Genomic DNA, 26934 nt, shown 5'->3' on the forward strand with positions numbered 1-26934 from the left:
GCGGCCGAGCCGGGCGGGTCAGGCCGGAGCCACCGGAGGCTTGATCGGAGTACGGCCGCGGCCGAGGACCCAGAGCATGGCTCCGAGGGCGGCCACCTGGAGCGGCCAGCCCATGACGATCTTGGCGAAGCCGAGGGCGGCGACCGCCTCGTTGCCGCCCCCGAACCAGTAGACCGGCCCCTGCACGGCCACCCGGACCGCGCACGGCAGCAGGAGCAGCCAGGTCAGCCGCGTGCACAGCTTCACGACGCCCGGGTCCTTGTGCCAGGCGGTCGGGTCGCCCGTGACCGAACCGATCAGGAAGCCCACCACCGGCCACCGGGTGACGATCGACAGCAGCATCGCCACCATGTAGCCGGCGTTCCACAGGATGCCGGGCAGGAAGTAGTCCTTCGCGTCACCGCTGCGACTGGCGAAGAACGCGCCGATCGCGATGCCGATCAAGCTGTTGATCACGAACTGCGGCGTGGACCGCTGCACGATCCTGACCAGCAGGAGCACCACCGCGATCGAGACGCTGACGATGAGCGACAGCTTCAGCTCTTCGGTGGTGACCCAGCACAGCGTGAACGCGACCGTCGGGATCGCCGCCTCGATGATGCCGCGGACCCCGCCGAAGGCCTTGGCGAGCTGGGCTCGCACTGCCGCTTCAACGGTGTCGTGGGCGACCTCGTCCGCCTCAGCACTCACGTGTCAACTCCCTGGGCGCAGCTCGTAACGCGGATTGAACATCACCTTGCGCCCGTCCTGCATGCTGACCAGGCCCTCGGCCTTGACCGTGCGGCCGGGCTCGATGCCGGCGATCTTGCGGCGGCCGAGCCAGACCAGGTCGATCACGTCGGACCCGTCGTAGAGCTCGGCCTCCAGAGCGGGAGCCCCGCCCCTCGGACGCAGTGTCACCGTACGTAGCGTACCCGCCACGCAGAAGCGTCGGCGGCCGCCACACGAGACGATGGGGGTCGCGCCGACCTCGTCGGCGTCTTCTCGCAGTTCCTGGGCCTCGATCTCGGACTGGGGTGAGGCCAGCCGACTGAAGAACCCGCGCAATCCCCCGCGTTTCGGAGGCTCTGCCGTACTCATGATGAATCAGCCTATGTGATGTCGGCCCGATGTCAGCCCTCAGCGAATCTCGCTTATTTCAGGTCCTCGTTTGAACGGGTTGAGCCCGGGCCGCTCCTCGGCCTTCTCGCCCGGCTGTTCGTTGGGGCGGCGCAGCGGGATGGGCTCCTCGCGGGCCATCGGCTCGCTGCCGCGCACCACCACGACGTCCTTGACGAAGTCGATGTACGCCGCCGCGACGCTCTCGTCGAGCGCCGCCTTGCCGGAGATCACCGCGAGCAGGAACCAGCGGGGCCCGTCGATCCCGAGATACCGGGCGGGGCGGGAGGTGTCGTCGACCTTCATCTCGCCCCGAAGCTCGCTGCCGAACGGGCCCTCCCGCTCCTCCAGTTGCTTCGCCTGAGCCAGGATCTTGGTCTTGACCTCGTCCCACAGGCCCGAGCTCCGCGGTGCGGCCAGGGCCTGAAGCTGCAGTGAGCTCTCCTCGTGGAGCACCACGACACCGACGTGCTGGTCTCCGACGGAGGCCAGCCGCACGTCGAAGTCAGGATTGTGCGGCAGCCGCAGGCCGCCCAGGTCGATCCTGTCGGTCTCCGGGTGGGGCTCGTCGGCGTCCCACGGGCCGGAATCTCGCGTGGGGGCGGCAGGCTCCTGCTCGGCCACCTGTTCCGGCTGCTCACGACGACGACGTCGGAACACGTTCCTCACTCTCCTCGCTCGCGGGGCCGTCAGCGCGGCCCATTGATCATCGTCCTGTCGATCCGAATCCGTTGGCGCCGCGCACCGAACCGGGCAGTCGCTCCACCTCGTAGAAGGCCGCGCGTTCGACCTGCTGGACCACGAGCTGGGCGACCCGGTCGCCCCGCTGGAGGCGGAACGGCTCCTTGGCGTCGGTGTTGATCAGCGTCACCCTGATCTCGCCGCGGTAGCCGGCGTCGACCGTGCCCGGCGCGTTGACCAGCGTGACGCCGTGCTTGGCCGCCAGCCCGGACCGCGGGTGGACGAACGCGGCGTAGCCGTCGGGCAGGGCGATCGCGACGCCCGTCCCGACGACGGCCCGCTCGCCGGGCAGCAGCTCGACGTCCTCGGCCGCGTAGAGGTCTGCGCCCGCGTCTCCCGCATGGGCGTAGGACGGCATCGGCAGCCCGGCGTCGAGCCGCTGGATGAGGACCTCTACGTTGCTCAAGGGTTCACCTCGTAGTCCTGGTGTTCTGTACGGTGGCGTGCTTGGCGAAGTGTCCCATGCCCACCTCGGCGAACAGCGCTGCCGCGCGGACGGCGACCGGACCGTCTGGGGCGCCGTTTTCGCCCCTCAGCCTCAAGGTACGCCTTCCCGCCCGCGATGCCGTCGCACCCGGCACGCAAGTGGAGTGTCGTGCCCGTGGGAACGAGGAAGAGACAGGAGTCACGGCTGACGAGGTTACTCGGTGTCGATCCGCCGGCCGTTCTCGCCCTGGACACCGGGGCCCGGCTCTCCGCCGGAGCCCTCGCCATCGGGGCCAGGCTCACCGCCGCCGGAGCCCTCGACGCGCGGGCCTGGCTCGTCCTCGCGGTGACCGGCGCCCTCGCCGCGGGGAACCTCGCCGGGTTCTCCCCCGGAGTCCCCTGCGGGGCCCTCGCCGTCGCCGGAACCGTCGCCGGAACCGTCGCCGGAACCGTGGCCGGGCGGTGGCAGCGCGGGTCTTTGCTGTCGGAGCTCGGGCAGCGCCCGGTAGATCACCGCGGCCACCGGCACGGCGACGGCGGCCCCCGCGATGCCGGCCAGGATGCCGCCGATGGCCAGCACCAGGATGATCGCCAGCGGGTGGAAGTTCAGGGCCCGGCCCACGATCAGCGGCTGGAGCACGTGGTTCTCCAACTGCTGCTCGACGATGAGGATCCCGAGGAAGATCAGCGCGTAGACGAGCTCCTTGGTGCCCAGCGTGACGAGGGTGGCGACCGTGCCGGCGAAGAAGATGCCCACGATCGGGATGAAGCTGGCGAAGAAGATCAGCACGGCCAGCGGCGCCCACAGCGGCACGCCCATTCCCGCCAGCACGATGCCCATGATCAGCCCGTGCACCGCGGCCACGGCCACGGTGCCCTGCACGTAGTGGGAGAGCGTGGCCCAGGCGGCCCGCCCGGCGCGGTCCACCCGCGGCGCGACGTTGCCGAACCCCCGCAGGATCCACGCCCAGATCCGGTCGCCGTCCTTGAGCAGGAAGAACGTCACGAACAGCAGCAGCACGATGGACGCGAGCACCTCGAAGGCGACCGCACCTGCCGACAGCACGGTGCCGGTGATGGCCGCGCGCTGCTGGTTGACCATGGTGGCGATCTCGTCGACGTAGCCCGTGATCTGCGCCTCTTTGAGATGCAGCGGGCCGGTGATCAGCCAGTCCTGCACCGATCTCGCCGTCGCCTGCACCTGCTGGACGAGGTTGGGGAACTCGTCGCTGGCCCGCGCCCCCACCAGCCACCCGGTGCCGGTCAGCACGGCCAGGGCCACCAGCATGGTGATCCAGGTGGCGTAGATGGGCCGCATGCCCGCCTGGCGCAGGCTGTTGGTCAGCGGGAACAGCAGCGCGGTCAGCAGGAGCGCGATCGCCACGGGCAGCGCCACGAACGTGAGCCGGGCGATGACGAGGGCGAAGAAGTAGACGACCACGCCGACGAGGATCAGGCACGCGCACCACGCGGCCATCTTGGCCAGCACGGGCGGCACGAGCTTGGTTGGGCGGTCGGGCAACACGTGTTCAAGACTGGCATGTCCGGGCCGCGAATGCGCGCGGATAACCGCCGGTGCGGCGTACGAGCCGAGGATCGGGCCGGTACGAGGAATGAGAGCGTGCCGCCGTCAGCCCTTGTCCAGCCGTGCCGACGCCCTCACGGACGCGCGTCCGGGTGACCGGCAGCGGACAGTTCCCGCATCGAGCGCAGGGGCGAGGTGACCAGCGGCAGGAACGCCAGGCAGGCCCCGGCCGCGGCCACCAGGAGCGTGTTCCTGACGCCGATCGCCTCGCCCAGCACGCCGCCGATCAGGCCGCCCAGCGGCAGCGTCCCCCAGACGAGGAAGCGCATGGTGGCGTTCATCCGCCCGAGCATCGGCTCGGGCGTGATGGTCTGGCGGAAGCTGAGCTGCGTGACGTTGTAGACCACCACCCCCGCCCCGACGCAGAACTCGTAGGCCACGAACAACCCCAGCCGCCAGTCGGCCTCCATCCACGGCACCACGAACGTCAGCGGCGCGGGCACGGCGATGCCCAGCCACATCGCCGGGCCCTGCCCGAGCCACCTGACGACCCGGGCGTTGACCAGCGCGCCGACGACCCCGCCGAGGCCGCCGGAGGCCATGAGCAGCCCGATGGCGCCCGCGTCCAGGCCGAGCTCCCTGGCCAGGAGCAGCAGGACCATCGGCTGGGCCACGGCGGCGAAGAGGTTCGCGGTGGCGGTGCAGCCCGCGATGCGGCGAAGCAGCCGGTGCCCGAGCACGAAGCGCACGCCTTCGGCGATCTCCTTGCTCAGGTGGGCCCGAGGGGCCTCCTGGCGGGGCTCGCGCCTGCGGATCGCCGCCAGGCACAGCGCCGACCAGGCGAACCCGGCCACCGTGGCGGCCAGCGCGAACGGCGCGGTCAGGAGCTGGATCAGGTAGCCGCCCGCGCTCGGCCCGCCGACCTGCGCCACCGTACGCACGATCTCCAGCGTGGAGTTGCCCTCGACGAGCCGCTCGCGCGGGACCAGATGGGGCAGGTAGCTCTGGTACGCGACGTCGAAGAACACGGTGAACACGCCCAGCACGAGCGCCACCGCGTACAGCTGGTAGATCGTCAGCACGTCCAGCCACCACGCCACCGGCACGGAGGCCAGCGCCAGCGCCCTCGCCCCATCACTGACCACCATGACCGCGCGCTTGCGCAGCCGGTCGACGAGGGCGCCGGCGGGGAGCCCGATCGCCACGAACGCCAGCGTCTGGCACGCGCCCAGCAGGCCCACCTCGAACTCGGAGGCCCGCAGCGCCGACACGGCCACCAGCGGCAGGGCCAGCACCAGGAGCTGGCTGCCCGCCTGGCTGGCGGTGTCGGCGAGGAACAGCCGGCGGAAATCGTGCTCGCGTATCAGGCTCACTTGTCCGAGGATCCCTGACCGATTGAGAAATATCAACCGGTTATAGAGTCATCGTCCATGGGCATCCAACGCCGCCCCGCCACCGAGGCCGAGGCCCGCGCGCTGGCCTCGGCCGTACGGCTGCGCATCCTGCGGCTCTGTCTCGACCAGGCGCTCACCAACAAGGAGATCGCCGGCCGCCTCGACGCGAACCCGGCCACCACGCTCCACCACGTGCGCAAGCTCGTGGAGACCGGCTTCCTGGCCGCCGGGCCCAGCCGTCCGGGGCCGCGCGGCTCCACGGAGATCCCCTACCGGGCCACCGGCAAGTCCTGGGAGATGGACGTCCGCGAGAGCGGCGTGACGGGGGGCAGCGCGGCGATGCTCGACGCGTTCCTGGCGGAGAGCAGGCTCATCGACATCGAGGAGGCCGACCTCGTCAGGCTGGGGCTCAGGCTCACCCCGGAGGGGCACGCGGAGCTGCGCCGGCGGCTGGAGGAGCTGTTCGAGGAGTTTCGCGAGCGGCAGCCGCAGCCGGACGGGGAGGCGTACTCGATCTTCCTGGCCCTGCACCGCGACGTCACCCGAGACCCCTGAACGCGCGGACGCCGGGCACCCCGCGAAGGGGCGCCCGGCGTCCTGCCATCCGGACGTCAGCCCAGGTGGACCTCGACTTTCAGCTCGTCACCATACTCCAAGACGAACTCCTCCACCGTGCCTGCGGCGCAAAGGTCGTCCTGGGCCTGGCGGACAAGCCCGACTTCGGGCGCCCAAACGGTCAACCTGGAGACCTCGGCCCGCATCGACAGCTTGGCCTCGGACTTGGCCTTGCGCACCTGACCGAGCACCTCGGAGGCCACGGCCAGCACGGCCGGGTCGCCGATCCCGTGCGAGAGAACGGGCCACGGGGCCCGGTGCACCGACCCCTCCTGCCACCACGACCACACCTCTTCGGTCACGAAGGGCAGGAACGGCGCGAACAGCCGCAGCAGCACGTCGAGCGCCTGCCGCAGCGCCGCGTGGGCGGAGGCGGCGGCCGGGCCGGACTCGTAGGCCCTGGCCTTGACCAGCTCCAGGTAGTCGTCGCAGAACGCCCAGAAGAAGCGCTCCACGACCTCCAGCGCCCTGGTGTGGTCGTAGGAGTCGAACGCCTGGCCGGCCTCGCGCACGACGTCGGACAGGGCCGCGAGCATCGACAGGTCGAGCGGCTCGGTGATCTCTCCGTCGCTCTCGGCCAGGCCGAGGACGAACTTGGACGCGTTGAGGATCTTGATCGCGAGCCGTCGCCCGATCTTGAGCTGCCCGGCGTCGAACGCGGTGTCCACGCCGTAGCGGCCGTTGGCCGCCCAGTAGCGCACCGCGTCGGAGCCGTGCTGCTTGAGCAGGTCGAGCGGGGTGACCACGTTGCCCTTGGACTTGGACATCTTCTTGCGGTCGGGGTCGAGGATCCAGCCCGAGATCGCGACGTCGCTCCACGGCAGCCGGCCGAACTCGTAGTGCGACCTGACCACGGTCGAGAACAGCCAGGTGCGGATGATCTCGTGGGCCTGCGGCCGCAGGTCGGCCGGGAAGACCCGCTCGAACAGGTCGTCGTCGCTCTGCCAGCGGCCCGCGATCTGCGGCGTCAGCGACGAGGTGGCCCAGGTGTCCATGACGTCGGGGTCGGCCATGAACCCGCCGGGCACGCCACGCTGGTCCTCGGTGTAGCCGGGCGGCACGTCGGAGGACGGGTCGACCGGCAGCATGTCCTCCGGGGGCACGATCGGCGCGTCGTGGACGAACTGCCCCGACTCGTCGACCGGATACCACACCGGGAACGGCACGCCGAAGAAGCGCTGGCGGGAGATCAGCCAGTCGCTGGTGAGCCCCTCGACCCAGTTGTCGTAGCGCACGCGCATGTGCGGCGGGTGCCAGGCCAGCTCGCCCCCGCGCGCCAGGAGCCGCGCGCGCAGCTCCTCGTCACGCCCGCCGTTGCGGATGTACCACTGGCGGGTGGTGACGATCTCCAGCGGCCGGTCGCCCTTCTCGTAGAACTTGACCGTGCGCGAGACGGGCCTGGGCTCGCCCTCCAGGTCGCCGGACTCGCGCAGCAGCTCCACGATCCGCTCGCGGGCGCTGTGGACGGTCTTGCCGGCCAGCTCCTTGTACGGCTCCGCCTCCACGCCCTCCGGCGGCTCGGGCAGCAGCCGCCCGTCCCAGCCGATGACCGGCCGGGTCGGCAGGTGCAGCTCGCGCCACCAGGTGACGTCGGTGATGTCGCCGAACGTGCAGATCATCGCGATGCCGGTGCCCTTGTCGGGCTCGGCCAGCCGGTGGGCCAGCACCGGCACCTCCACCCCGAACAGCGGCGTCAGCACCGACGTGCCGAACAGCGGCTGGTAGCGCTCGTCGTCGGGGTGGGCGACCAGCGCCACGCACGCCGGGATCAGCTCGGGCCTGGTCGTCTCGATGAAGACCGGGCCCTTCTCGCCGTAGAACGAGATCTTGTGGAACGCGCCCGGCCACTCGCGGTCCTCCAGCTCGGCCTGGGCGACGGCGGTGCGGAAGGTGACGTCCCACAGCGTCGGCGCCTCGGCAAGGTAGGCCTCCCCGCGCAGCAGGTTGCGCAGGAACGCCCGCTGCGAGACCGCCCGCGCCTCGTCGCTGATCGTGGTGTAGAGCAGCGACCAGTCGACCGACAGGCCGACCCGCCGCCAGACCTCCTCGAACGCCTGCTCGTCGAGGGCGGTCAGCTGGTGGCACAGCTCCACGAAGTTGCGCCGCGAGATGGAGATCTCACGCTTGCCGGGCTTGTCCGGCGGCACGAAGCCGGGGTCGTAGGGCAGCGACGGGTCGCAGCGCACGCCGTAGACGTTCTGCACCCGGCGCTCGGTGGGCAGGCCGTTGTCGTCCCAGCCGATCGGGTAGAACACCGACTTGCCGATCATCCGCTGGTAGCGGGCCATGATGTCGGTGTGGGTGAAGGAGAAGACATGACCCACGTGCAGCGACCCGGACACGGTCGGCGGTGGCGTGTCGATGGAGTAGACCTGCTCGCGCGACGCGGACCGGTCGAAACGGTAGGTGCCCTCGTCCTCCCAGCGAGCTACCCATACCTGCTCCAAGCCGTCGAGGGTCGGCTTTTCCGGCATGGCGGCATGGCGTAGTCGCTGTTGAGTCATGCCTCCATATGGTACGGCTTCGCAGGCGCGGCAAGCGGTACAGACTAGTGTTCGTTACAGAGGGGAAGGGAGATCGGCATGGCGGAGGACAAGCCCGATATCGCCTGGCGCGTCATCGGAGGCCTGGTGGGTCTGACGACCGCCTGGGCGGCGAGGAAGATCCTCGGGTTCGTCTGGGTGAAGGCGACCGGGAAGGAGCCGCCGGTCGACACGGACTCGCCCGAGGTCAGCCTGGGTGAGGCCATCGGCTACGCCGTGCTCATGGGCGTCGGCATGTCCGTGGCGCAGATCGTGGTCAACCGGACCGCCAAGAAGCGCTACGACGCGTGGAAGTCTGTGAAGCAGGTGACTCCAGAGCAGTGAGAAACTCGTTGGCCCAGCGGTCCACGTCGTAGGTGGCGACCCGGCGGCGCATCGTACGCATTCGCCGGGCCAGCTCGTGCGGCGTGGCCCGCATCGCGGCCAGCATCTGCCGCTTGACGTCCTCCACGTCGTAGGGGTTGACCAGGTAGGCCTGGCGCAGCTCGTCGGCCGCCCCGGCGAACTCGCTGAGCACCAGCGCGCCGTGCAGGTCGTGGTGGCAGGAGACGTACTCCTTGGCGACCAGGTTCATCCCGTCGCGCAGCGGGGTCACGACCATGACGTCGGCGGCGAGGTAGAGGGCGGCCAGCTCCGCGTGGTCGTACGACTGGTGGAAATACTGGACCGGCTGGTAGCCGAGCTGCGCGTGCTCGCCGTTGATCCGCCCGACCTGCAGCTCGATGTCGTCGCGCAGCCGTTTGTACTCCTCCACCCGTTCCCTGCTGGGCGTGGCGATCTGCACGAACACGGCCTCGTTGGCCTTCAGCTTCCCGTCCTTGAGCAGCTCGCCGAACGCCTCCAGCCGCTGCCCGATGCCCTTGGTGTAGTCGAGCCGGTCGACGCCGAGCAGCACGTGCTCGGGATCGCCCAGCTCCGCCCTGACCTCCTTGGCCCGCGCCATGATCTGCGGGTCGCGCACCAGCGTGTCGAGCTGCCCGAAATCCACCGAGATGGGGAACGCCTGCGTGGTCACGACCCGGTCGTCGAGGAAGATCTCGTTCCCCTTGTACGGCAGCCCGAGCAGCCTCCGGCACAGCCGGCGGAAGTTCGAGGCCCCGCCGGGCAACTGGAAGCCCACCAGGTCGGCCCCGAGCAGTCCTTCGACGAGGTCCTTGCGCCACGGCAGCCGCCAGAACAGCTCGGTCGGCGGGAACGGGATGTGCAGGAAGAACCCGATCCGCAGGTCCGGCCTGAGCCTGCGCAGCATGGCCGGGACGAGCTGGAGCTGGTAGTCCTGCACCCACACCACCGCGCCCTTCTCGGCGGCGTCGGCGGCGGCGTTGGCGAAGCGCTCGTTGACCGCGCGGTAGGTGTCCCACATCGCCCGGTCGAACACCGGCGGCGCCACCACGTCGTGGTAGAGCGGCCAGAGCGTGGCGTTGGAGAAGCCCTCGTAGTACAGCTCCACCTCACCGGCCGACAGGGGGATCGGGATGAGGTTCATGCCGTCCTGCTCGAACGGCTCCAGCTTCTCGTCGGAGGCTCCGTGCCAGCCGAGCCATGCTCCGTGCCGGCGCTTCATCACCGGTGCGATCGCGGTCACGAGCCCGCCAGGGCTCCTGCGCCACGAGGCCGTTCCGTCAGGCTCGATCGTCCGATCCACCGGCAACCGGTTCGCGACGATCAGAAACGAGCTACGGCCAGTCACGCAGTTTCCTCCTGTTGTCTGCCGAGCACGCGGCGGACGGCGCCCGCCACCGTGTCCGGGCCCGCATGGGGGATGATCGCTGCGATGTGGGAGTCGGGCCTGATGAGCCATGCCTCATCCGGTCCGGCGCCGAGCCTTTCGGCGAGCGAGCCGGTCCCGTCCATCTCCGCGAACCCGCGCACGGCCAGTGGCGCCGTAATGACCTTGCCCAAGACCTGCGCAAACAAACGCGAATCGCACATATCACCCAACAACACGAGAAAACCGTCACGACAAAACTCCCGCAATCTCCCGCCCGGAAGTCGCGCGTCCGGGAGGATCACGCCGGGCGCCGGAGCGCACAGCGCACCCTTGGGCGGCCTGCCTCCGAACGGCCGCGTCGGCTCGGGGGTGGTCAGCGGCGAGTCCACGTACCAGAACGGCTCCGCGAACCGGCCGGAGTCCACCTCCGCCACCAGCCCGCCCTCCAGCACGGCCCGCCTGCGCACGCGCTCCTCCATGGTCCTGGGGACCAGGAAGCGCATCGTGGCCGCGGTGATCTCGAGGTTCTCCCGCGCAGCCGCGTGCCGCTCGGCGTGGTACGACTCCAGCAGCCCCTCCCCCGCCCAGCCGTTGAGCACGAAGGCCAGCTTCCAGGCCGCGTTCTCGGCGTCGGGCACGCCGGAGTTGAGCCCCCTGGCGCCGAACGGGGCCACCAGGTGGGCGCTGTCGCCGGCCAGCAGGACCCGGCCGACGCGCATGCGGGAGGCGATGCGGGAGTGGAAGCGGTACGTGCTCTGCCAGAGCAGCTCATAGGGCCGGTCACCGATGATTTGCCTGATTTTTCGCGAAATATCGGCCTCTGTTGGGATGAAGTCGGGCGCGATCTGCCAGTCGATCCGGAACGCGCCTCCCGGGCAGGGGTGGATCAGGACCTGGCGGCCGGGGTTCCAGGGCGGGTCGAAGTAGAAGCGGCGCTCGTTCTCCCAGCCGGGCAGCTCCGCCTTGATGTCGCAGATGAGGAACTGGTCGTCGAACGTCTCCCCGTCGAACGAGACGCCGAGCGCCCGCCGTACGTGCTGGGCCCGGGCGCCCGCGCACACCAGCGCGTAAGGCGCGCGCAGCGACCGCTGGCCGCAGCGGACCGTCACGCCCGAGGGGTCCTGGTCGAGGCCGGTGACCTCGTGGTCCCAGCGCACCTCGATCAGCGGCTGCGCCTCGATCGCCTCGTCCAGGAGCTGCTCGGTGCGGGTCTGGGAGATGTTCACGCAGGCCGGCAGCGGGCCCTCGCGCTCGAACGACCAGGAGAACAGCTCGCGGTCGCGGTAGTACGTGCGGGCGGTGGTCCAGGCCAGGCCCTCCTCGGCGATCTTGCCCGCGCCCGCGGCGGTCCAGATGTCGAGCACGTCGCGCTGCTGGCAGATGGACTTCGACCCGGTGGAGTCGCGCCCCTGCCGCCGGTCGAGCACCAGCACCTGGATGCCCCAGCGGGCCAGCAGCAGCGCGGCGCTCTGCCCGACCGGCCCCGCCCCGACCACGATGACCTGCGCGCCGGCCGGGGCGTTCATGATTGGAGCTGGTCCCAGACTTCGCGGTCGCGCTCGGCGGTCCAGATGCGCGGGCGCTCGACGCCGTGCAGTTCGTCCCAGAGCCTGGAGACGTTGAACGGCAGGCAGTGCTCGAAGATCGGCCAGGACCCGTACCGTGGCTCCAGCGCCCGGTGCGTGCGCTCGAACGCCTCCCTGACCGAGCCCGCCGCGCCGGCCTCGCGCAGCATCACGGTGAGGAAGTCGCGCGTCTGCGCGATGGCCGCGTCGACGCCCCGCCTGCCGCGCGCCACCGCCCCCCTGCCGCCGACCAGCGTCTCCGCCCCGAACGACGCGACCTGGTCGAGCGTCGCGGCGGACCAGTCGCGGTGGAAGGCGTCGCCGGTGTAGAGGGCGGCCTGGGACTCGACGAGGTCGCCCGCGAACATGATCCGCCGCTTCGGCAGCCAGGCCACCAGGTCGCCCTCGGTGTGGCCGCGACCGCAGTAGGCCAGCACCAGGTCGCCCCGGTCACCGCCCAGGTCGATGGTGAACGTGTCGCTGAACGTCGCCGTCGGCCACGTCAGCCCCGGGATCGACTCCGGCTCCTTGAACAGGCGGGGCATCCTGGCGTACTCGCTGGCCCAGTCCTGCTCGCCGCGCTCGGCGATCAGCTCGCGGGTCTTGTCGTGCGTCACGATCACGTCCGCGCCGAACGCCGACGCGCCCAGCACCCGGACGGCGTGGTAGTGCGACAGCACCAGGTATCTGATCGGTTTGTCGGTGTGCTCCCGCAGCCTGGCCAGCCATTCGCGGGCGGCCACGGGCGTGGCGAGTGCCTCGAAGCAGACGAGGAAGTCCTCGGCCTCGATGGCGCCCACATTCGGATCGCCTTCTGCCGTGAGCGCGTACACGCCCTCGGCCAGCACCTCCATGGACTGCTTCTTCTCGCCGAGATCGGCCGACGAGGCGAACGGTTTGGCCATCACCACTCCTCCCGCAGCGCGGTCAGCACCGACAGAACCCCTTCCCGCTCACCCGGCCCTGCCCACCGTTCGGGCAGGGCGCGGGCGGCGGGCAGGCGGACGAGGTCAGGCCGGGCGTCTGGTCTGGACGATGTGGAAGCGTCCCGCCACGTAGCCCGGGTCCGTGAGGGAGGCCGTGGCGGCCGGGTTGGCGCCCGTGCCGTGGTAGTCGCTGAAGGCCGCCGACTGGTTGACGAAGACGCCGCCCGTCAGGTTGCACGACAGATTGACCCCCGCGTCGACGGCGGCGCGCTCGGCCTGGTCGAGCACCTCGGCGGAGGTCGAGTAGGCGGCGGCCGTGAGCGCCCCGCGCGCCTTGATCGTACGGCGCAGCACGTCGAGGCTCTCCTGCGTGGACCCCGTCGGGATGACGAACGCGATCGGCCCGAAATGCTCCCGCCCGTAAACGCCGGAGTCGTCCGGCGAGACCTTCACGATCGCCGGCGTCCGCACCACCGCGTCCGGGAAGCCCGGGTGCTTGACGGCGCGCGACTCCAGCACGACCTCGCCCAGCGACGGCGCCGCCTCGACCCGGGCCAGCACGTCGGGGTTGACGATGGCCCCGGTCAGCTCCACCGCGCGGGCGTCGTCGCCGAGCAGCTTGCCGACGGCGCCCGCCAGCCCGGCGCAGACCTCGTCGAAGCTCTTGTGCCCCTCGTCGGTCTCGATCCCGCCTGCGGGCACGAGGATGTTCTGTGGCGCCGTGCACATCTGCCCGCTGTAGAGCGACAGCGAGAAGGCCAGGTTGCCCAGCATGCCGCGCCAGGAGTCGGTCGAGTCGACGACGATCGTGTTGACCCCCGCCTTCTCGGTGTGCACGAGCGCCTGCCGCGCGTTCTGCTCCAGCCAGTCGCCGAACTCCGTGGAGCCGGTGAAGTCGACGATCCGGATGTCGGGGTGGGTGGCGAGCGTCTTGGCCAGCCCCTGCCCCTCCTCCGCCGCGAGCGAGACCAGTCCGGGGTCGAAGCCCGCCTCGGCCAGCACCTCGCGGGCGATCCGCACGGTGATGGCCAGCGGCAGCACCGCCCGCGGATGGGGCTTGACGATCACCGGGTTGCCGGTGACGAGCGAGGCGAACAGCCCCGGGTAGGCGTTCCAGGTCGGGAACGTGTTGCAGCCGATCACCAGCGCGACGCCCCGGGGCACGATCGTGAAGCGCTTGTCCATGACCAGCGGCTCGCCCTTGGCCGGCTTCTCCCAGCGGGCGCTCGCGGCCGAGGAGGTCATGGTGGCGTAGCCGTACGCGATGGCCTCCAGGGCGCGGTCCTGCGCGTGCGGCCCGCCCGCCTGGAAGGCCATCACGAACGCCTGCCCGGTCGTGTGCTGCACCGCGTTGGCCAGCTCGAAGCTGCGCCGGTTGATCCGGTCGACGATCTCGACGCAGGCCAGCGCGCGGGCCTCGGGCCCGGCGTCGCGCCAGGCGGGCAGCGCCGCCTTCGCCGCGGCGATCAGGTCGTCCACGAGCGGCTGCGGGTAGGTGACGCCGAGGTCGATGCCGTACGGGGAGCGCTCGGCGCCGATCCAGGACCCGGTGCCCGGCTGGTCGAGGGGGAACGGCTTGCCGAGGTAGGACTCGAACGCCTCCTTGCCCCGCTCGGCCGCCCCCTCGCCGTAGACGCGCGGGCTCGGCGACTCGGGATAGGCACTCCAGTATCCCCGCTCGGCGATGGCGGAAAGCGCCTTCTCCAGAGTCTCGCGGTGCTGCTCGAACATGATGTTCACCCTCTTGACAGGATGGTCCGGACGGTGAAGTGTTTACCGAACATTCGGTCAGTTGACAAGGGAGACTTGCGTTGGAGAGCGCGCGTCGCATGATGGACGCCGACACCGCCTCCGCCGCCCTGGGCATCGAGCTGACGGAGCTGGGCGAGGGCCGGGCGGTCTGCCGCATGGCCGTGACCGGCCAGATGATCAACGGGCACGACCTGTGCCACGGCGGCTACGTGTTCCTGCTGGCCGACACGGCGTTCGCCTGCGCCTGCAACAGCCACGGCCCGGTGACGGTGGCGGCGGGCGCCGAGATCGCGTTCGTCTCCCCTGCCCGCGCGGGCGACGTGCTGGTGGCCGAGGCCGCCGAGCGCACCCGCTACGGCCGCAGCGGCATCTACGACGTCACGGTGCGCGGGGCCGGCGGCCGGGTGGTCGCGGAGTTCCGTGGCCGCAGCAGAGAGCTGAGACAGGTGGAGGGCTGATGAGACTCGGCGATCCCCCCGCGCCGGAAGACCTCGACCCCATCGAGCGGGTGTCCCGCGACGAGCTCATGGCGATCCAGCTGGAACGCCTCCAGTGGACACTCACCCACGCATACGAAAATGTGCCGATTTATCGGCATAAATTTGACGAAGCGGGCGTGCATCCGAGCGACTGCAAGGAGCTCGGCGACCTGGCGAAATTCCCCTTCACCACCAAGCAGGACCTGCGCGACCACTACCCGTTCGGCATGTTCGCCGTCCCGCGCGAGCAGGTGGCCAGGATCCACGCCTCCAGCGGCACCACGGGCAGGCCCACCGTGGTCGGCTACACCAGGCGCGACCTGGACGTCTGGGCGGAGGTCATGGCCCGCTCCATCCGCGCCTCCGGCGGCCGGCCCGGCGACATCGTGCACGTGGCCTACGGGTACGGCCTGTTCACCGGCGGCCTGGGCGCCCATTACGGGGCCGAGCGGCTGGGCTGCACGGTGGTGCCGGTCTCCGGCGGCATGACGGCCCGGCAGGTCCGCCTGATCACCGACTTCCGGCCCGACATCGTCATGGTCACGCCGTCGTACATGCTGGCCCTGCTGGACGAGTTCGAGCGGCAGGGCCTGGACCCCCGCGCGTCCTCGCCGCGGATCGGGATCTTCGGCGCCGAGCCCTGGACCGAGCGGATGCGCGCGGAGCTCGAGGACCGCTTCGACCTGCACGCCGTGGACATCTACGGCCTGTCGGAGGTGATCGGCCCCGGCGTCGCGAACGAGTGCGTCGAGTCCAAGGACGGCCTGCACGTCTGGGAGGACCACTTCTACCCGGAGATCGTCGACCCCTTCACGGGTGAGCCCGCGCAGGCCGGCGAGCTGGTCTTCACCAGCCTCACCAAGGAGGCCATGCCGGTCGTCCGCTACCGCACCGGCGACCTGACCAGGCTGCTGCCGGGCACCGCCAGGCCCGCGTTCCGGCGCATGGAGAAGGTGACCGGCCGCACCGACGACATGATCGTCCTGCGCGGCGTGAACGTGTTCCCGACCCAGATCGAGGAGCTGGTGCTGCGTACGGAGGGTCTGTCACCGCACTTCCAGCTCCTCCTGACCCGCCCACGGCGGCTCGACGTGATGACGGTCAGGGTCGAGGCCCGTCCCGGCTTCGCCCACCGCGCCGAGGCCGGGGAGATGCTGCGCCAGGCCGTCAAGGACACCGTCGGCGTGAGCGTGGAGGTCGAGGTGGTGGACCCGGAGACGCTGGAGCGTTCGGTCGGCAAGCTCCGACGAGTCATCGACAAGCGGGATAATTAAGACATGGCCCCTCCAACTCCCACCCGCCGGCGCAAGCGCGGACACGACCCGGAGTCCGTGCTGTCCATCGCCGTCGGCGTCTTCAACGAGCGCGGCTACGACGGGACGAGCATGGAGGACCTGGCCAGGGCGCTCGGCGTGACCAAGTCGGCCATCTATTACCACGTGCCGGGCAAGGAGCAGCTGCTGGCGCGGGCGCTGGATCGGGCGCTCGACGGGCTGTTCGGGGTGGTGGCCGACGAGCGGGCCGCCTCGGGTCCCGCGATCGAGCGCCTGGAGTGGGCCGTACGGGAGAGCGTGCGCATCCTCGTGGACCGGCTGCCGTACGTGACGCTGCTGCTGCGGGTGCGCGGCAACAGCCGGACCGAGCAGGCGGCGCTGGAGCGGCGGCGGGAGTTCGACGGGTTCATCAGCCACCTGGTCAAGGAGGCGGCGGCGGAGGGCAGCATCCGGCCGGACGTGGATCCGGCGCTGGTGACGCGGCTGCTGTTCGGGACGGTGAACTCGATCACCGAGTGGTACAAACCGGCGCGCGGGGCCTCGGCGGACGACCTGGCCGACGCGCTGCTCAAGATGACCTTCAGCGGCCTACGGGTCTAACGACTCCCGCCGCTGGGGATCGACCTGGGGCGTCTCGGGCCCGCGGGGCAGCTTGACGCGCAGGTCGTTGCGTACGGCCTCGCCGAGCTTCTTCGTGGCTATGCGGTTGAGCGCGCCGCCCGCGATGGCTCCCGTGAGGAACGGGCCGAGCGTGGTCAGGTGGCGGCCGAGCGTCCGGAGGAGGCGGTTGCGCAGGGCGGTCTTGGTGGCCGCGCCGAGCGCCAGCGAGACGGACGTGGGCGTGAGCGGGTCGATGCCGCGTTGCTTGGCCCATGCGGCCGTGAACGCGACCGCGCGCTGGGTGCCCGAGCCCTCGACGCGTACGCCGTAGACCTCGTGCAGCTCGGCCAGGAGCTTGACCTCGATGGCGGCGACGACGATGGTCTCGGCCACGAGCTGCGCGGGGGCGGAGAGCAGAAGGGGCGGCGCGGCGAACTCCGCCGCGGCGAGCGCTCCGCCGATGGCGCCGACCGTCATCGTGGCCTTCTGGGCGGTGCGCACCAGGTCGTCGGCGAGTTGCTCGCCGGTCAGGCCGTGATGGTGCTCGGAAAGGGTGTGCAGATCTCTGATCGGGATGCGGGGCGCGATGTTGAGAAAGACGTCCGCCAGCCAGCGGCCCCGGCCCGCGCCTTTGACGCGTGGCTTCTTCGCTCCTTCTGACAGGGCGCGGGCTAGTCGGCCGAGCAGCCTGCGCCGCTCGGCCGGCTCCAGCTCGCCCGGCGCTGTGAGCTTGCCTACGAGCTCGCCGACCTCGCGTTCGGGGCCGGCGACCTCGTTGTCCGGTTGCTTGTCCTGCTCAGGTACGGCCACGCGTTGCCTCCGTCCTCATGGTCGCGATCGCCCAAGGTCTGGTCTCCCCTACCCCGAGCCGTTCGCTCCAGTCGATTAGGCGGCGCACTCCCGGCAGACCTGCTGGCCGTTCTTCTCGGAGGCCAGCTGGCTACGGTGGTGCACCAGGAAGCAGCGCGAGCAGGTGAACTCGTCGGCCTGACGGGGGATCACCCGCAGGGAGAGCTCTTCGTTCGACAGGTCCGCACCGGGCAGCTCCAGCGACTCGGCCAGGTCGGTCTCGTCGATGTCGATGCTGCCAGACGACTTGTCGGTACGCCGCGCCTGCAACTCCTGGAGGCTGTCCTCCCCCAGGTCGTCGTCTGTCTTGCGTGGGCTGTCGTAGTCGGTAGCCATTGTGCTTACTCCATCCCCCTCATCTATATGTCCTCGCGCTCATCGCGCGTCTTCTAACGTCCAGGAAGCCCATCTTGTGCCCGTTCCGCCGCGGAGATTTCCCATCGGTACCCCGCGGGAACGGACAACGAACCTCCCAACACGTCAGGGCCTGCTGCCGTCGGCAATGGTTAGCCAAATATGGCGAAACCCACAGCCTTGGCGCCATGCACCACCGTGTTCGACGGCACATCCAACCACATGTGCGGCGTGAATGAGACGCCCCCCACGCCTCAACACGGGCACCAACGCGCGGATGAACGTGCCGGAGCGACACGATCTCAGCGTCCTGGAAGCCGAATGGTCACGACCAGCCCTCCACCGTCTCGTGGCACCGCTGCCACATTTCCACCGTGCGCCTGAACCACCGCACGAACGATGGACAGCCCGAGCCCCGATCCCTTCGCCGAATCCACGCGGTCCGCGTTGAGTCTCCTGAAGGGCTCGAACAGGCTGTTCACCTCGTACGCCGGCACATGCTGCCCTGTGTTGGCCACCTGAACAACCAAGCCACCGCCCGTCATTCCCGTCTGGATCCAGACTTTTCCGTTTTCGGGAATGTTGTACTTGACCGCGTTCTCCAGGAGGTTGCTGATCGACCGCTCCAGGAGCACCGGATCGCCTGTGGTAGGCGCGCTGACCAGTTCGGCCGTCACGGTTACCCCGTGCTCCTCGGCGAAGGCCGTCACCTGTTCCACGGCCGTCCGGGCGACTTCCTGGACATCGAGCGGTTTCCGCACGGCGAGTTCGCGCTCGCTCCTCGCCAGCAACAGCAGCCCCTCGATGAGCTTCTCGTTACGCGCGTTGACTTCGAGGAGGGTACGGCCGAGCGCTTTGAGATCCTCGGACGCCTCGGGATCGGACAGGGCGATCTCCAGGACGGTCCGGTTAATCGTGAGAGGCGTGCGCAATTCGTGGGAGGCGTTGGCCACGAATCTGCGCTGGGTGTCGAAGGCGACGTTGAGCCGGGTGAGCATGGCGTCGAACGTGTCGGCCAGCTCCCTCAGCTCGTCGTTGGGGCCCTTCAGGTCGATGCGCTGGTGGGCCAGGGTGCTCTCGGACAGCTTGCGCGCCGTCGCCGTCATCTGCGCCACCGGCCGCAGCGCCCGGTCGGCCACGAAGTATCCGATCATCAGCGCCAGGATGGCGACGCCCATCAGGGCAAGGAGGGAGTTGCTGAACAGCGCGTCCCGCGCGTCCCTGACCGCCTGCGTCTGCAACTTGTCCCAGACGATCTGGAACTGCTCATCCGCGGCGGGAGGCAGCCCCAGGTCGACGTCGGGCCACGCCGAGCTGAGCGCCGTGCCGACGATCACGTAGACCGACCCCAGCAGCACGGCGCCCGCCGCGAAGACGAACGCGCCGTACGTGAGCGTCAGCCGCCACCGGATGCTGACCTTGGCGGGCAGCTCCCTCATCCGCTCCATCCGCGTGCGCGCGACCTGCGGCTGCGCGGGCGGCGGCGGGCCGTCCCAGGCAGGCGGCCCGCTGGGCGGTGGCGCCTGCTGCACACGCGTCGCCTTCCTCGCCGAATGCGGGCTGATCATCGGATGCGTCGGCCCCGACTGGAGCTCCTCGGACCTCTCCGTCACGGGGCCTCCGCCTTGACGGACGTGCGGCGTTCGATGGCTCGCCGTTCACTCACAGTTTGTACCCAACCCCGGGCACAGTCTCGATCACCTGAGGCTCGCCCAGCTTCTTCCGCAGCGTCATCATGGTCACGCGGACCACGTTCGTGAAGGGATCGATGTTCTCGTCCCACGCCTTGTCCAGCAGGTCCTCCTGGCTGACCACGGCGCCCTCGGCGCGCATCAGCTCCTCCAGGACCGCGAACTCCTTCTTGGTCAGCACGACCTCCTTGCCGTCGCGCTCCACCAGCCGCTTGCCCGGGTCCAGCCGGACGCCGGCGCGCTCCAGGACGGGCGGCAGGGCCGGCGCGGAGCGGCGGCCCAGCGCGCGCACCCTGGCCACCAGCTCGATGAACACGAACGGCTTGGCCAGGTAGTCGTCGGCCCCCAGGCCCAGACCCTCCACCTTGTCGTCCACGTCGCCCGACGCGGTCAGCATCAGGATCCGCGAGGCGCTGCGCTGCTCCACCAGCCGCCGGCACACCTCGTCGCCGTGGACGACCGGCAGGTCGCGGTCCAGCACGATCACGTCGTAGTCGATGTAGGAGGTCCGCTCAAGGGCGCCGCCCCCGTCATAGGCGACGTCGACCGCCATGGCCTCGCGCCGCAGCCCGGTCGCGATCGCGTCGGCGAGCACCCGCTCATCCTCAACCACCAGCACCCGCACGCCTGATGCACCTCTCTCCGATTCTGGTCACTCATTCTGTCCACAGCCTCGATAAGCGCACGGTAAGGCATGTTCAGGGGTGGGTGACCCCCCGGTCAGGGGGAGGAGCACAAAATTCATGTTTCGGGGTGTGAGCAGCCGGGGTATGCCTGCGGGACACCCATTGCCCGGACATCACCCGGCAATGGACGTGCTTCGCCCCAAGAGCATGGATGGACCCCAGAGAGTAGGTGAGATGGGCGAGTTCACGACCACGATCGAACACCGCCTCGACCAGGCTTATAAGGGCCTTCGGGAGGCCCGTAGCGTCGGCGACGAATACCTCGCTGACACGCTCACCGCCGAGATCGAGGACCTGCGCAGGCTGGCCGACGATCACGGCATCCCACTGCCCCGCTGACCACGCGCGAACGGCCGGAGCCCGCGGGAGCTCCGGCCGTTCGCGTCGTGCGTCCTGTTCGCGTCAGGCGTCCCGTCAGCGTCGCGCGTCCCGCTCGCCTCAGGCGTCCCGCTCGGGGTCCAGCGCGGCGAGCAGGTCGTGCAGTTCCTCGAAGAGCCCCGGCGCCGCGCAGAGCGCGAACTCCGGGCTCACCGGCCTGCCGTGCAGCCCTTCGAGCCGGGCTCCCGCCTCGGTCGCGACCAGACCGGCCGCGCCGTAGTCCCACGGGTTGATGCCGCGCTCGTAGTAGGCGTCCACGCGGCCCGCCGCCAGCGAGCACAGGTCGATCGCGCACGAGCCGCCGCGCCTGATGTCCCGCACCCGGGGCAGCACCTCCGCGACCACCCGGCCCTGGACCGCGCGCCTGGCCACCGCGTAGCCGAACCCGGTCGCCACCAGCGCCTGCGCCAGCGGCACGCCCGCGTTGCAGCGCAGCCGCTCCGCGCCGAGCCAGGCGCCCTCGCCGAGCGCGGCGGTGTAGAGCTCGCCGCGGGCCGGCAGGTTGACGACCCCGGCCACGACCTGCCCGTTCACCTCGACGGCGATCGACACCGCCCAGTCCGGCAGGCCGTACAGGAAGTTGACGGTGCCGTCGATCGGGTCGACGACCCAGCGCACGTCCGACTCGCCGGGCTTCTCGCCGCCCTCCTCGCCGAGGATCCTGTCGCCGGGCCTGGCGGCGAGGATGCGCTCGCGGATGAGCTCCTCCGACGCCTTGTCCAGCGCGGTCACCACGTCGGTGGGGCTGGACTTGGTCTCGACCTCCTCCGACATCGTGGGCCGCTTGGCGAGCAGCATGTCGCCCGCCTCGCGCGCGATGTCCTCGGCCAGCCTCAGAAAGTCGCTCATCAGGCCACCGAGTCCGGGCGCTTCCACTCCTCGCCGAGCACGTGCTGGGCGAGGAACGCGAACACGGTCTCGTACCAGGCGACGATGTTGCCCGGCTTGAGGATCCAGTGGTTCTCGTCGGGGAAGTACAGGAACTTCGACTCGACCTCGCTGCGCCGCAGGTCCCACCAGAGCCGCAGGCCCTCGCCGATCGGCACGCGGTAGTCCTTGTCGCCGTGGATGACGAGCAGCGGTGTGGTGATCTTGTCCAGGGAGTTGTGCGGGGACAGGAGCTGGTAGCGCTCGGAGCCGGGCTCGCCGAACTCGCGCTGCCAGTACATGGAGGCGTCGGTGGTGCCGGCGAACTGGTCGAGGTTCCACAGTGACGCGTGGGTGACGATGGCCTTGTAGCGGTCGCTGTGGCCGGCGAGCCAGTTGGCCATGTAGCCGCCGTACGAGCCGCCCATCGCGCCGACGCGCTCGCCGTCGATGTCGTCCCTGGCCAGGGCCACGTCGACGATCGCGTCGAGGTCGGCCTGGGTGCGCGGGCCCCAGTTGCCCCAGCCGCGGTCGATCATCTCCTGCCCGTAGCCGGTGGACAGGCACGGGTCCGGCATGAGCACGGCGTAGCCGCGCTGGGTCATGAGCCACACCTGCCAGCGCCACTGCCAGTCGTTCCACGAGGCGACCGGACCGCCGTGGATCCACAGCACGAACGGCGCCGGCTGGTCGGCGGAGGCGCCCTCGGGCAGCGCGAGCCAGCCGCGGACAGTGGCGCCGTCGTCGGCGGTGGCGGAGATCTCGGTCAGCGTGCCGGGCGTCTCGGGGCGCGGCCCGGGCGAGGGCAGGTCGGTGATCTCGCCGGTGGCCACGTCGATCCTGGCCGGGCCGGGGGCCAGGCCGATGCCGCTGCGCAGCGCGTAGACGAAGCCGCCGTCGGAGGAGGCGTTGAGCCCGACGTACGCGGCGTCGTCCGTGGTGAGGCGCGTGCTCTCCCCGTCCAGGGGGACGCGGAAGACCGGGCGGCGGCCCTGGCGGTCGGCCACGATGTAGACGGCCGAGGAGTCCGGCGCCCACTCGGCGTCCGCGGGGAACAGGTCGGGCGCGTACGCGCGGCCCTCGCCGGTAGCCACGTCGGCGATCCACAGCTCGCTGCGCGCAGAGACCTCCAGCCCGGTGAACCGCTCGCGGGCGCAGGCCACCTTGGAGCCGTCGGGCGAGATCGCGAGGGGGCCCGAGAAGTCGAAACCGTCCTCGGTGAGCACGGTGCGCCGCTCGCCCGAGGCCACGTCGATGGCCACCAGGTCGGTGCGGCTCTCGCCCTTCGGCAGGTACGTGCGCCAGGTCGTGATCACCGTGGCGCCGTCCGGGCTCAGCTCGAACGCGGCGTCCCGCAGCCCCTCGCCCGCGTCGGGGGTCAGGTCGCGCACGTCCTCCAGGCGGTCGTCACCGAGCCTGGCGGCGAACAACCTGGTGCGGCCCGGACCGAGGTCGTGGTCCCAGAAGCGGATCGGGTAGCCCTCGTGCAGGATGGCGCTGATCCCGGCGTCCTTGCGGGCCTTGCGCCTGGCCTCCTCCGCGGCCTCCTCGCCGTCGAGCACGTCGGCGGCGAACACCACGACGTCGGCGGCCGTACGCATCCCGCCGATGCCGCCGGGGCGGGTGGCCACCTGGCGGGCCTCACCTCCCGCGCGGGGCAGCAACCAGAGCGCGGGCACCTCGTCGGAGGAGTCCTTGACGGTGGGGTCGGGGCGGGCGGAGGTGAACAGCACGTCGCCGGCGGCGGTGAAGACCGCGGCCGACTCACCCTTGGCCGAGCGGGTCAGCCGGTAGGGCTCGCCGTCGACCGGGATCGCCCAGAGCGCGGTGCCGTAGGACTTGCCGTCGGGGTTGAGTGACTGGACTGTGGAGATCAACCTGGAGCCGTCTGGCGAGAGCTTCAGCGAGAGAACCCGGGGGATGGCCACGTAGTCGCGTATGTCATTGAATGCGCTCACTCCACCGAACCTACCTCGCAGAAGAGACCGCCCGCATTCCCCAATACTGTGGTCACGTGGGAACTTACGACGCGTTGCTGGTTCTGTCGTTCGGCGGTCCCGAGGGGCCCGACGACGTGCTGCCGTTCCTGGAGAACGTCGTGCGCGGCCGGGGCGTGCCGCGCGAGCGGCTGCTGGAGGTGGCCGAGCACTACCAGGGCTTCGGCGGGGTCAGCCCGATCAACCGGCAGAACCGCGACCTGGTCGAGGCGCTGCGCCCGATCGCCGGCGGGCCCGTCTACTGGGGCAACCGCAACTGGCACCCGTTCGGCGAGGACACCGTCCGCCGGATGAAGGCCGACGGGATCAGGAAGGCGGCCGTGTTCGCGACCTCGGCGTTCGCGGGCTACTCCAGCTGCCGCCAGTACTACGAGGACATCGCCAGGATCTCCGTCGAGGACGGCCCCGAGCTGGTCAAGATGCGCCACTTCGGCGACCACCCGGGATTCGTGGCCGCGATGGCCGACCACACGCGGGCGGCGCTCGAACGGCTCGGCCGCGACGACGCCAGGCTGGTGTTCACCGCCCACAGCATCCCGGTCTCCATGGCCGAGACCGCGGGCCCCTCGGGCGGCCTGTACGAGGCGCAGCTGCGCAGGAGCGCCGAGCTGGTCAACCAGGCGCTCGGCCGCACCGAGCCGTGGGACCTGGTGTGGCAGTCGCGCAGCGGCCCGCCGCAGGTGCCGTGGCTGGAGCCGGACGTCTGCGACTTCCTGCGCAAGACGGACGCCCGTTCGGTCGTGCTGGTGCCGATCGGGTTCGTCTCCGACCACATGGAGGTCGTCTACGACCTCGACACCGAGGCCCGGCAGGTGGCCGCCGAGCTGGGGCTGCCCTTGGAGCGGGCGGCGACCGCCGGCACGCATCCGCGCTTCGTCCAGATGGTGCGCGAGCTCATGGACGAGCCCGAGCCCGTCCCCTGCGCGCTCACCTGCTGCCCCGCTCCCCGCAGGCGTCCTCAGGCGTAAGTGCGGGCGTACGCCGCGGCGATCCCCATGACCTTGTTCACGTAGTCCCACGAGTGGTTGTAGAACCAGATCGACTTGCGCAGCTTCTCGCCGCCCCGGCCCGCGCCGTTGGCACACAGGTAGTTGGCGGCGCCGGGCACCGCGTCGTACGGGCTCCAGATGTCGGACTTGCCGTCGCCGTCGCCGTCCACGCCGTAGTGCTTCCAGGTGGCGGGCATGAACTGCATCGGCCCGAGCGCGCCCGCGCTGGACGGGCCGTTGTTGCGCCCGTGGCTGCTCTCCACCTGCCCGATCGCCGCCAGCACCGTCCACGACAGCCCCGGGCAGCGGGTGGCCGCGGCCTTGTACAGGTCCAGGTAGCTGCCCGGGCGGCCCACGTTCACCGTCGTCTGCGGCTTCTGCGGCTTCTCCTGCTTCGGCGTACGGTGCGCCGCGTCCAGCATGACGACCTGCGAGCCCTTGCCGAGCACCTTGCGCACCCCGGCCTCGCTGATCTTGCCGGCCTTGCCGTGCAGCAGCACCGCGACCCCCGGCGCGAACCCCAGCGACCTGCCCAGGTCGGCGCTGACCAGCCCGTCCACGCCCATGAGCCCGAGCGTGGCCGAGGCCGCCACGCGCAGCCTGGGACCGCCGTCCACCTGGTACATGGCGCCCAGGATCATCCCGAACTTGCGCATCGCGCCCGCGTCGGCCACCAGCTCGCCCCTGGCCAGCGCGCTCCACACGGCGGGCTGGTCGGCGACGGGCTGCGGCGTCCAGGAGCGGAAGCCGGCCGGGTCGACGGCCAGCAGGTTCAGGGCGGTGCCGGCCACCTTGACCGCGCCCGCGTCCACCACGGTCACCTTCTGCACGTGCTTCAGCCCGCTGAGCGCGAACCTCGTCTTCTTCGGCACCGACCCCGCGGCGATGGCCAGCACGCGCGGCGGCGTCGCGGTGACCCCGGGGCCGCCCTGGCCGAAGTCCTTGACCGGCTCGGCCGTGGGCACGAGCCGGTCGAGACGCGGCGAGGGTTGCTGCGGCCGCTGCGTGGGCTTTCTACGCACGGGCTCATTCGCCGTTTTGACCAGGTCATCGCCCAGGATCACGACGACGCCGCCGGCCATGGCCGTGACCACGAGGACGGCGGCGACCATGAGTATGACCGCACGGAACGAGGGAAGACCGGACACTCGGGACACGTTAACCCACTCGCCCGCTAAATCACTTGCCATCCGGACATACGGTGCGTCATGGTTAGCTGGCTCAAGTAAGGGGGAAACGGCGTGGTCGGGCCTTACCGGGGATTGTTCGACGGGCCCGGCGTCAAGTGGTTCGTCCTGGCCGGGTTCGTCGGGCGGATGCCGATGTCCATGCTCGGCATCGGGGTCGTGCTGCTGGTCTCCGCGCTCACCTCCTCGTACGCCACCGCGGGCGGCGTCGCCGCCATGACCAACCTGGCCTTCGCCGTGGCCGCCCCCATGTCGGGCCGCCTCGTGGACAGGTTCGGGCAGAGCCGGGTGATTCCGCCGTTCACCGTCGTCAACGCGCTCGCGCTGGTCTCGCTGATGCTGTGCGCCGGGTTCGGCCTGCCCGACTGGACGTTGTACGCCTCGGGCCTGCTCGTGGGCGGCACCTCGCTGTCACTGGGCTCGATGGTGCGGGCCCGCTGGTCGCTCATCCACGGCGGGTCGGCCAAGCTGCACACCGCGTTCGCCTTCGAGTCGGTGGTGGACGAGGTCATCTTCGTCACCGGGCCCGCGCTGGTCACGGTGCTGGCCACCGCCGTGAACCCGTACGCGGGGCTGGTCGTGGCCCTGGTCTGCATGCTCCTCGGCGGCCTCGCGCTGGCGGCCCAGCGGCGCACCCAGCCGCCCGTGCAGCCGGCCAGGTCGGCGACGGGCACGCCCATCCTGATCCCCGGCATCGCCCTGCTGGCGTGCGTCTACCTGGCGCTGGGCGCCGTGTTCGGCTCCGTCGACCTGATCACGGTGGCCTTCGCCGAGGAGCACGGCGTGAAGGGCGCCGCCGGGTTCCTGCTGGCGGCGTTCGCGGGCGGGTCGATGGTGTCGGGGCTCTGGTTCGGGTCGAAGAACTGGAGGATCACGCTGCGCGGGCGGTTCGTGCGGACGCTGGCGCTGTTCGTGGTGGGGCTCATACCGATCATGTTCATCGGTGACGCCCGGGTCATGGCGGCGGCGCTGTTCCTGGCCGGATTCGCCATCTCGCCGACGCTCATCACGGGCTTCTCGCTCACCGAGCGGCTGGTGCCGCCGTCCCTGCTCACCGAGGGCATGGCGTGGATCTCGACCTCGATCGGGTTCGGCGTGGCGGTCGGCGCGTGGGCCGGCGGGCGGCTCACCGAGATGTTCGGCGCGTCCAACGCGTACGTCTTCTCCTGGGGCTCGGCGATCCTCGCCGCGGTCGTGGGCATCGGAGGTTCGGGTTTGCTGAGACTTCCCGAGGCTCCTTCACCCGCCAAGAGTTGATCCGCTACGGTCGGGACATCCCTCGCAACA

Annotated in this window: 26 protein-coding genes; 8 read left to right on the forward strand and 18 right to left on the reverse strand. The window is 70.5% G+C overall.

Going from position 1 to position 26934, the window contains the following annotated elements; translation table 11 throughout:
• Positions 1-18 precede the first annotated feature (18 nt).
• The 6 genes from ACIBQ1_RS43320 to ACIBQ1_RS43345 form a co-directional block, all read right to left on the reverse strand.
• Complete coding sequence (locus ACIBQ1_RS43320; protein ID WP_397286519.1) at positions 19-690, reverse strand: DUF3159 domain-containing protein; 672 nt, start codon at positions 688-690, stop codon at positions 19-21.
• 3 nt (positions 691-693) lie between these two features.
• Positions 694-1080, reverse strand: coding sequence for an OB-fold nucleic acid binding domain-containing protein (locus ACIBQ1_RS43325; protein ID WP_090929309.1), 387 nt, complete (start codon positions 1078-1080; stop codon positions 694-696).
• Between the two features lie 39 nt (positions 1081-1119).
• Complete coding sequence (locus tag ACIBQ1_RS43330; RefSeq protein WP_397286521.1) at positions 1120-1758, reverse strand: DUF3710 domain-containing protein; 639 nt, start codon at positions 1756-1758, stop codon at positions 1120-1122.
• Between the two features lie 46 nt (positions 1759-1804).
• Positions 1805-2245, reverse strand: coding sequence for a dUTP diphosphatase (gene dut, locus ACIBQ1_RS43335; RefSeq protein WP_397286523.1), 441 nt, complete (start codon positions 2243-2245; stop codon positions 1805-1807).
• A 234-nt stretch (positions 2246-2479) separates the two neighbouring features.
• Positions 2480-3790 (reverse strand): AI-2E family transporter, encoded by a 1311-nt coding sequence (locus ACIBQ1_RS43340; RefSeq protein ID WP_397286525.1) that lies wholly within the window; start codon positions 3788-3790, stop codon positions 2480-2482.
• 134 nt (positions 3791-3924) lie between these two features.
• Entirely contained in the window at positions 3925-5163 is a 1239-nt protein-coding gene (locus ACIBQ1_RS43345) for an MFS transporter (RefSeq protein WP_397286527.1), read from the reverse strand.
• 57 nt (positions 5164-5220) lie between these two features.
• Between ACIBQ1_RS43345 and ACIBQ1_RS43350 the strand changes: the two genes are divergently transcribed.
• Entirely contained in the window at positions 5221-5739 is a 519-nt protein-coding gene (locus ACIBQ1_RS43350; RefSeq protein ID WP_397286529.1) for an ArsR/SmtB family transcription factor, read from the forward strand.
• A gap of 56 nt (positions 5740-5795) precedes the next feature.
• Here ACIBQ1_RS43350 and valS read toward each other — a convergent pair whose 3' ends face one another.
• Positions 5796-8303 carry a valine--tRNA ligase gene (gene valS / locus ACIBQ1_RS43355; protein WP_397286530.1) on the reverse strand — a complete coding sequence of 836 codons (2508 nt, stop codon included), beginning with the start codon at positions 8301-8303 and terminating at the stop codon, positions 5796-5798.
• A 78-nt stretch (positions 8304-8381) separates the two neighbouring features.
• Between valS and ACIBQ1_RS43360 the strand changes: the two genes are divergently transcribed.
• Positions 8382-8666, forward strand: coding sequence for a DUF4235 domain-containing protein (locus ACIBQ1_RS43360; protein ID WP_397286531.1), 285 nt, complete (start codon positions 8382-8384; stop codon positions 8664-8666).
• Here the strand turns inward: ACIBQ1_RS43360 and ACIBQ1_RS43365 are convergent.
• From ACIBQ1_RS43365 to paaN, 4 genes are all read right to left on the reverse strand, one after another.
• Positions 8599-10032: a trehalose-6-phosphate synthase gene (locus tag ACIBQ1_RS43365; RefSeq protein WP_397286532.1), complete on the reverse strand. Its 1434-nt coding sequence runs from the start codon at positions 10030-10032 to the stop codon at positions 8599-8601. The two genes, ACIBQ1_RS43360 and ACIBQ1_RS43365, sit on opposite strands and share 68 nt — an antisense overlap.
• Positions 10029-11579: an FAD-dependent monooxygenase gene (locus ACIBQ1_RS43370; RefSeq protein WP_397286534.1), complete on the reverse strand. Its 1551-nt coding sequence runs from the start codon at positions 11577-11579 to the stop codon at positions 10029-10031. The genes ACIBQ1_RS43365 and ACIBQ1_RS43370 overlap by 4 nt, the downstream gene beginning before the upstream one ends.
• Positions 11576-12523 (reverse strand): MBL fold metallo-hydrolase, encoded by a 948-nt coding sequence (locus tag ACIBQ1_RS43375; RefSeq protein ID WP_397286536.1) that lies wholly within the window; start codon positions 12521-12523, stop codon positions 11576-11578. The genes ACIBQ1_RS43370 and ACIBQ1_RS43375 overlap by 4 nt, the downstream gene beginning before the upstream one ends.
• 105 nt (positions 12524-12628) lie before the next feature.
• The gene (gene paaN / locus ACIBQ1_RS43380) at positions 12629-14275 is read right to left on the reverse strand and encodes a phenylacetic acid degradation protein PaaN (RefSeq protein ID WP_397286538.1); all 1647 of its coding nucleotides are present in this window, start codon (positions 14273-14275) and stop codon (positions 12629-12631) included.
• 98 nt (positions 14276-14373) lie between these two features.
• Between paaN and paaI the strand changes: the two genes are divergently transcribed.
• Genes paaI through ACIBQ1_RS43395 form a run of 3 tightly spaced genes read left to right on the forward strand, consistent with a single transcriptional unit; the run spans position 14374 to position 16649 of the window.
• Complete coding sequence (gene paaI, locus ACIBQ1_RS43385) at positions 14374-14754, forward strand: hydroxyphenylacetyl-CoA thioesterase PaaI (protein ID WP_397286599.1); 381 nt, start codon at positions 14374-14376, stop codon at positions 14752-14754.
• Complete coding sequence (gene paaK, locus ACIBQ1_RS43390; protein WP_397286540.1) at positions 14754-16049, forward strand: phenylacetate--CoA ligase PaaK; 1296 nt, start codon at positions 14754-14756, stop codon at positions 16047-16049. Before paaI ends, paaK begins: the two co-directional genes overlap by 1 nt.
• Before the next feature lie 3 nt (positions 16050-16052).
• A complete protein-coding gene (locus ACIBQ1_RS43395; protein WP_397286542.1) occupies positions 16053-16649 on the forward strand; it encodes a TetR/AcrR family transcriptional regulator in 597 nt (198 codons plus the stop codon).
• Here ACIBQ1_RS43395 and ACIBQ1_RS43400 read toward each other — a convergent pair.
• The 4 genes from ACIBQ1_RS43400 to ACIBQ1_RS43415 form a co-directional block, all read right to left on the reverse strand.
• Positions 16638-17459 (reverse strand): hypothetical protein, encoded by an 822-nt coding sequence (locus tag ACIBQ1_RS43400; protein ID WP_397286544.1) that lies wholly within the window; start codon positions 17457-17459, stop codon positions 16638-16640. The two genes, ACIBQ1_RS43395 and ACIBQ1_RS43400, sit on opposite strands and share 12 nt — an antisense overlap.
• Before the next feature lie 75 nt (positions 17460-17534).
• Positions 17535-17834 (reverse strand): DUF4193 domain-containing protein, encoded by a 300-nt coding sequence (locus tag ACIBQ1_RS43405; RefSeq protein WP_020542847.1) that lies wholly within the window; start codon positions 17832-17834, stop codon positions 17535-17537.
• A 320-nt stretch (positions 17835-18154) separates the two neighbouring features.
• Entirely contained in the window at positions 18155-19420 is a 1266-nt protein-coding gene (locus ACIBQ1_RS43410; protein ID WP_397286600.1) for a sensor histidine kinase, read from the reverse strand.
• A 94-nt stretch (positions 19421-19514) separates the two neighbouring features.
• Positions 19515-20168 carry a response regulator transcription factor gene (locus ACIBQ1_RS43415; RefSeq protein WP_397286546.1) on the reverse strand — a complete coding sequence of 218 codons (654 nt, stop codon included), beginning with the start codon at positions 20166-20168 and terminating at the stop codon, positions 19515-19517.
• A gap of 235 nt (positions 20169-20403) precedes the next feature.
• On the opposite strand from ACIBQ1_RS43415, the gene ACIBQ1_RS43420 reads away from it, so the two are divergent.
• A complete protein-coding gene (locus tag ACIBQ1_RS43420) occupies positions 20404-20568 on the forward strand; it encodes a hypothetical protein (RefSeq protein ID WP_165959788.1) in 165 nt (54 codons plus the stop codon).
• Positions 20569-20667: 99 nt separating this feature from the next.
• Here the strand turns inward: ACIBQ1_RS43420 and ACIBQ1_RS43425 are convergent, their stop codons facing one another.
• Both ACIBQ1_RS43425 and ACIBQ1_RS43430 read right to left on the reverse strand, forming a co-directional pair.
• A complete protein-coding gene (locus ACIBQ1_RS43425) occupies positions 20668-21456 on the reverse strand; it encodes an inositol monophosphatase family protein (RefSeq protein WP_397286548.1) in 789 nt (262 codons plus the stop codon).
• Positions 21456-23432, reverse strand: a complete 1977-nt coding sequence (locus ACIBQ1_RS43430; RefSeq protein ID WP_397286550.1) for a prolyl oligopeptidase family serine peptidase — start codon at positions 23430-23432, stop codon at positions 21456-21458. The genes ACIBQ1_RS43425 and ACIBQ1_RS43430 overlap by 1 nt, the downstream gene beginning before the upstream one ends.
• 56 nt (positions 23433-23488) lie before the next feature.
• Here ACIBQ1_RS43430 and ACIBQ1_RS43435 point away from each other — a divergent pair, with 56 nt between their 5' ends.
• Positions 23489-24439, forward strand: a complete 951-nt coding sequence (locus tag ACIBQ1_RS43435) for a ferrochelatase (RefSeq protein ID WP_397286552.1) — start codon at positions 23489-23491, stop codon at positions 24437-24439.
• On the opposite strand, the gene ACIBQ1_RS43440 is transcribed toward ACIBQ1_RS43435, so the two are convergent.
• Positions 24430-25608, reverse strand: a complete 1179-nt coding sequence (locus ACIBQ1_RS43440; protein WP_397286554.1) for a lytic murein transglycosylase — start codon at positions 25606-25608, stop codon at positions 24430-24432. The genes ACIBQ1_RS43435 and ACIBQ1_RS43440 overlap by 10 nt on opposite strands.
• Positions 25609-25701: 93 nt before the next feature.
• On the opposite strand from ACIBQ1_RS43440, the gene ACIBQ1_RS43445 reads away from it, so the two are divergent.
• Positions 25702-26904 (forward strand): MFS transporter, encoded by a 1203-nt coding sequence (locus ACIBQ1_RS43445; RefSeq protein ID WP_397286556.1) that lies wholly within the window; start codon positions 25702-25704, stop codon positions 26902-26904.
• Positions 26905-26934 lie beyond the last annotated feature (30 nt).

Origin of the sequence: Nonomuraea sp. NPDC050153 (assembly GCF_044460125.1) — a bacterium.
Classification (GTDB): domain Bacteria; phylum Actinomycetota; class Actinomycetes; order Streptosporangiales; family Streptosporangiaceae; genus Nonomuraea.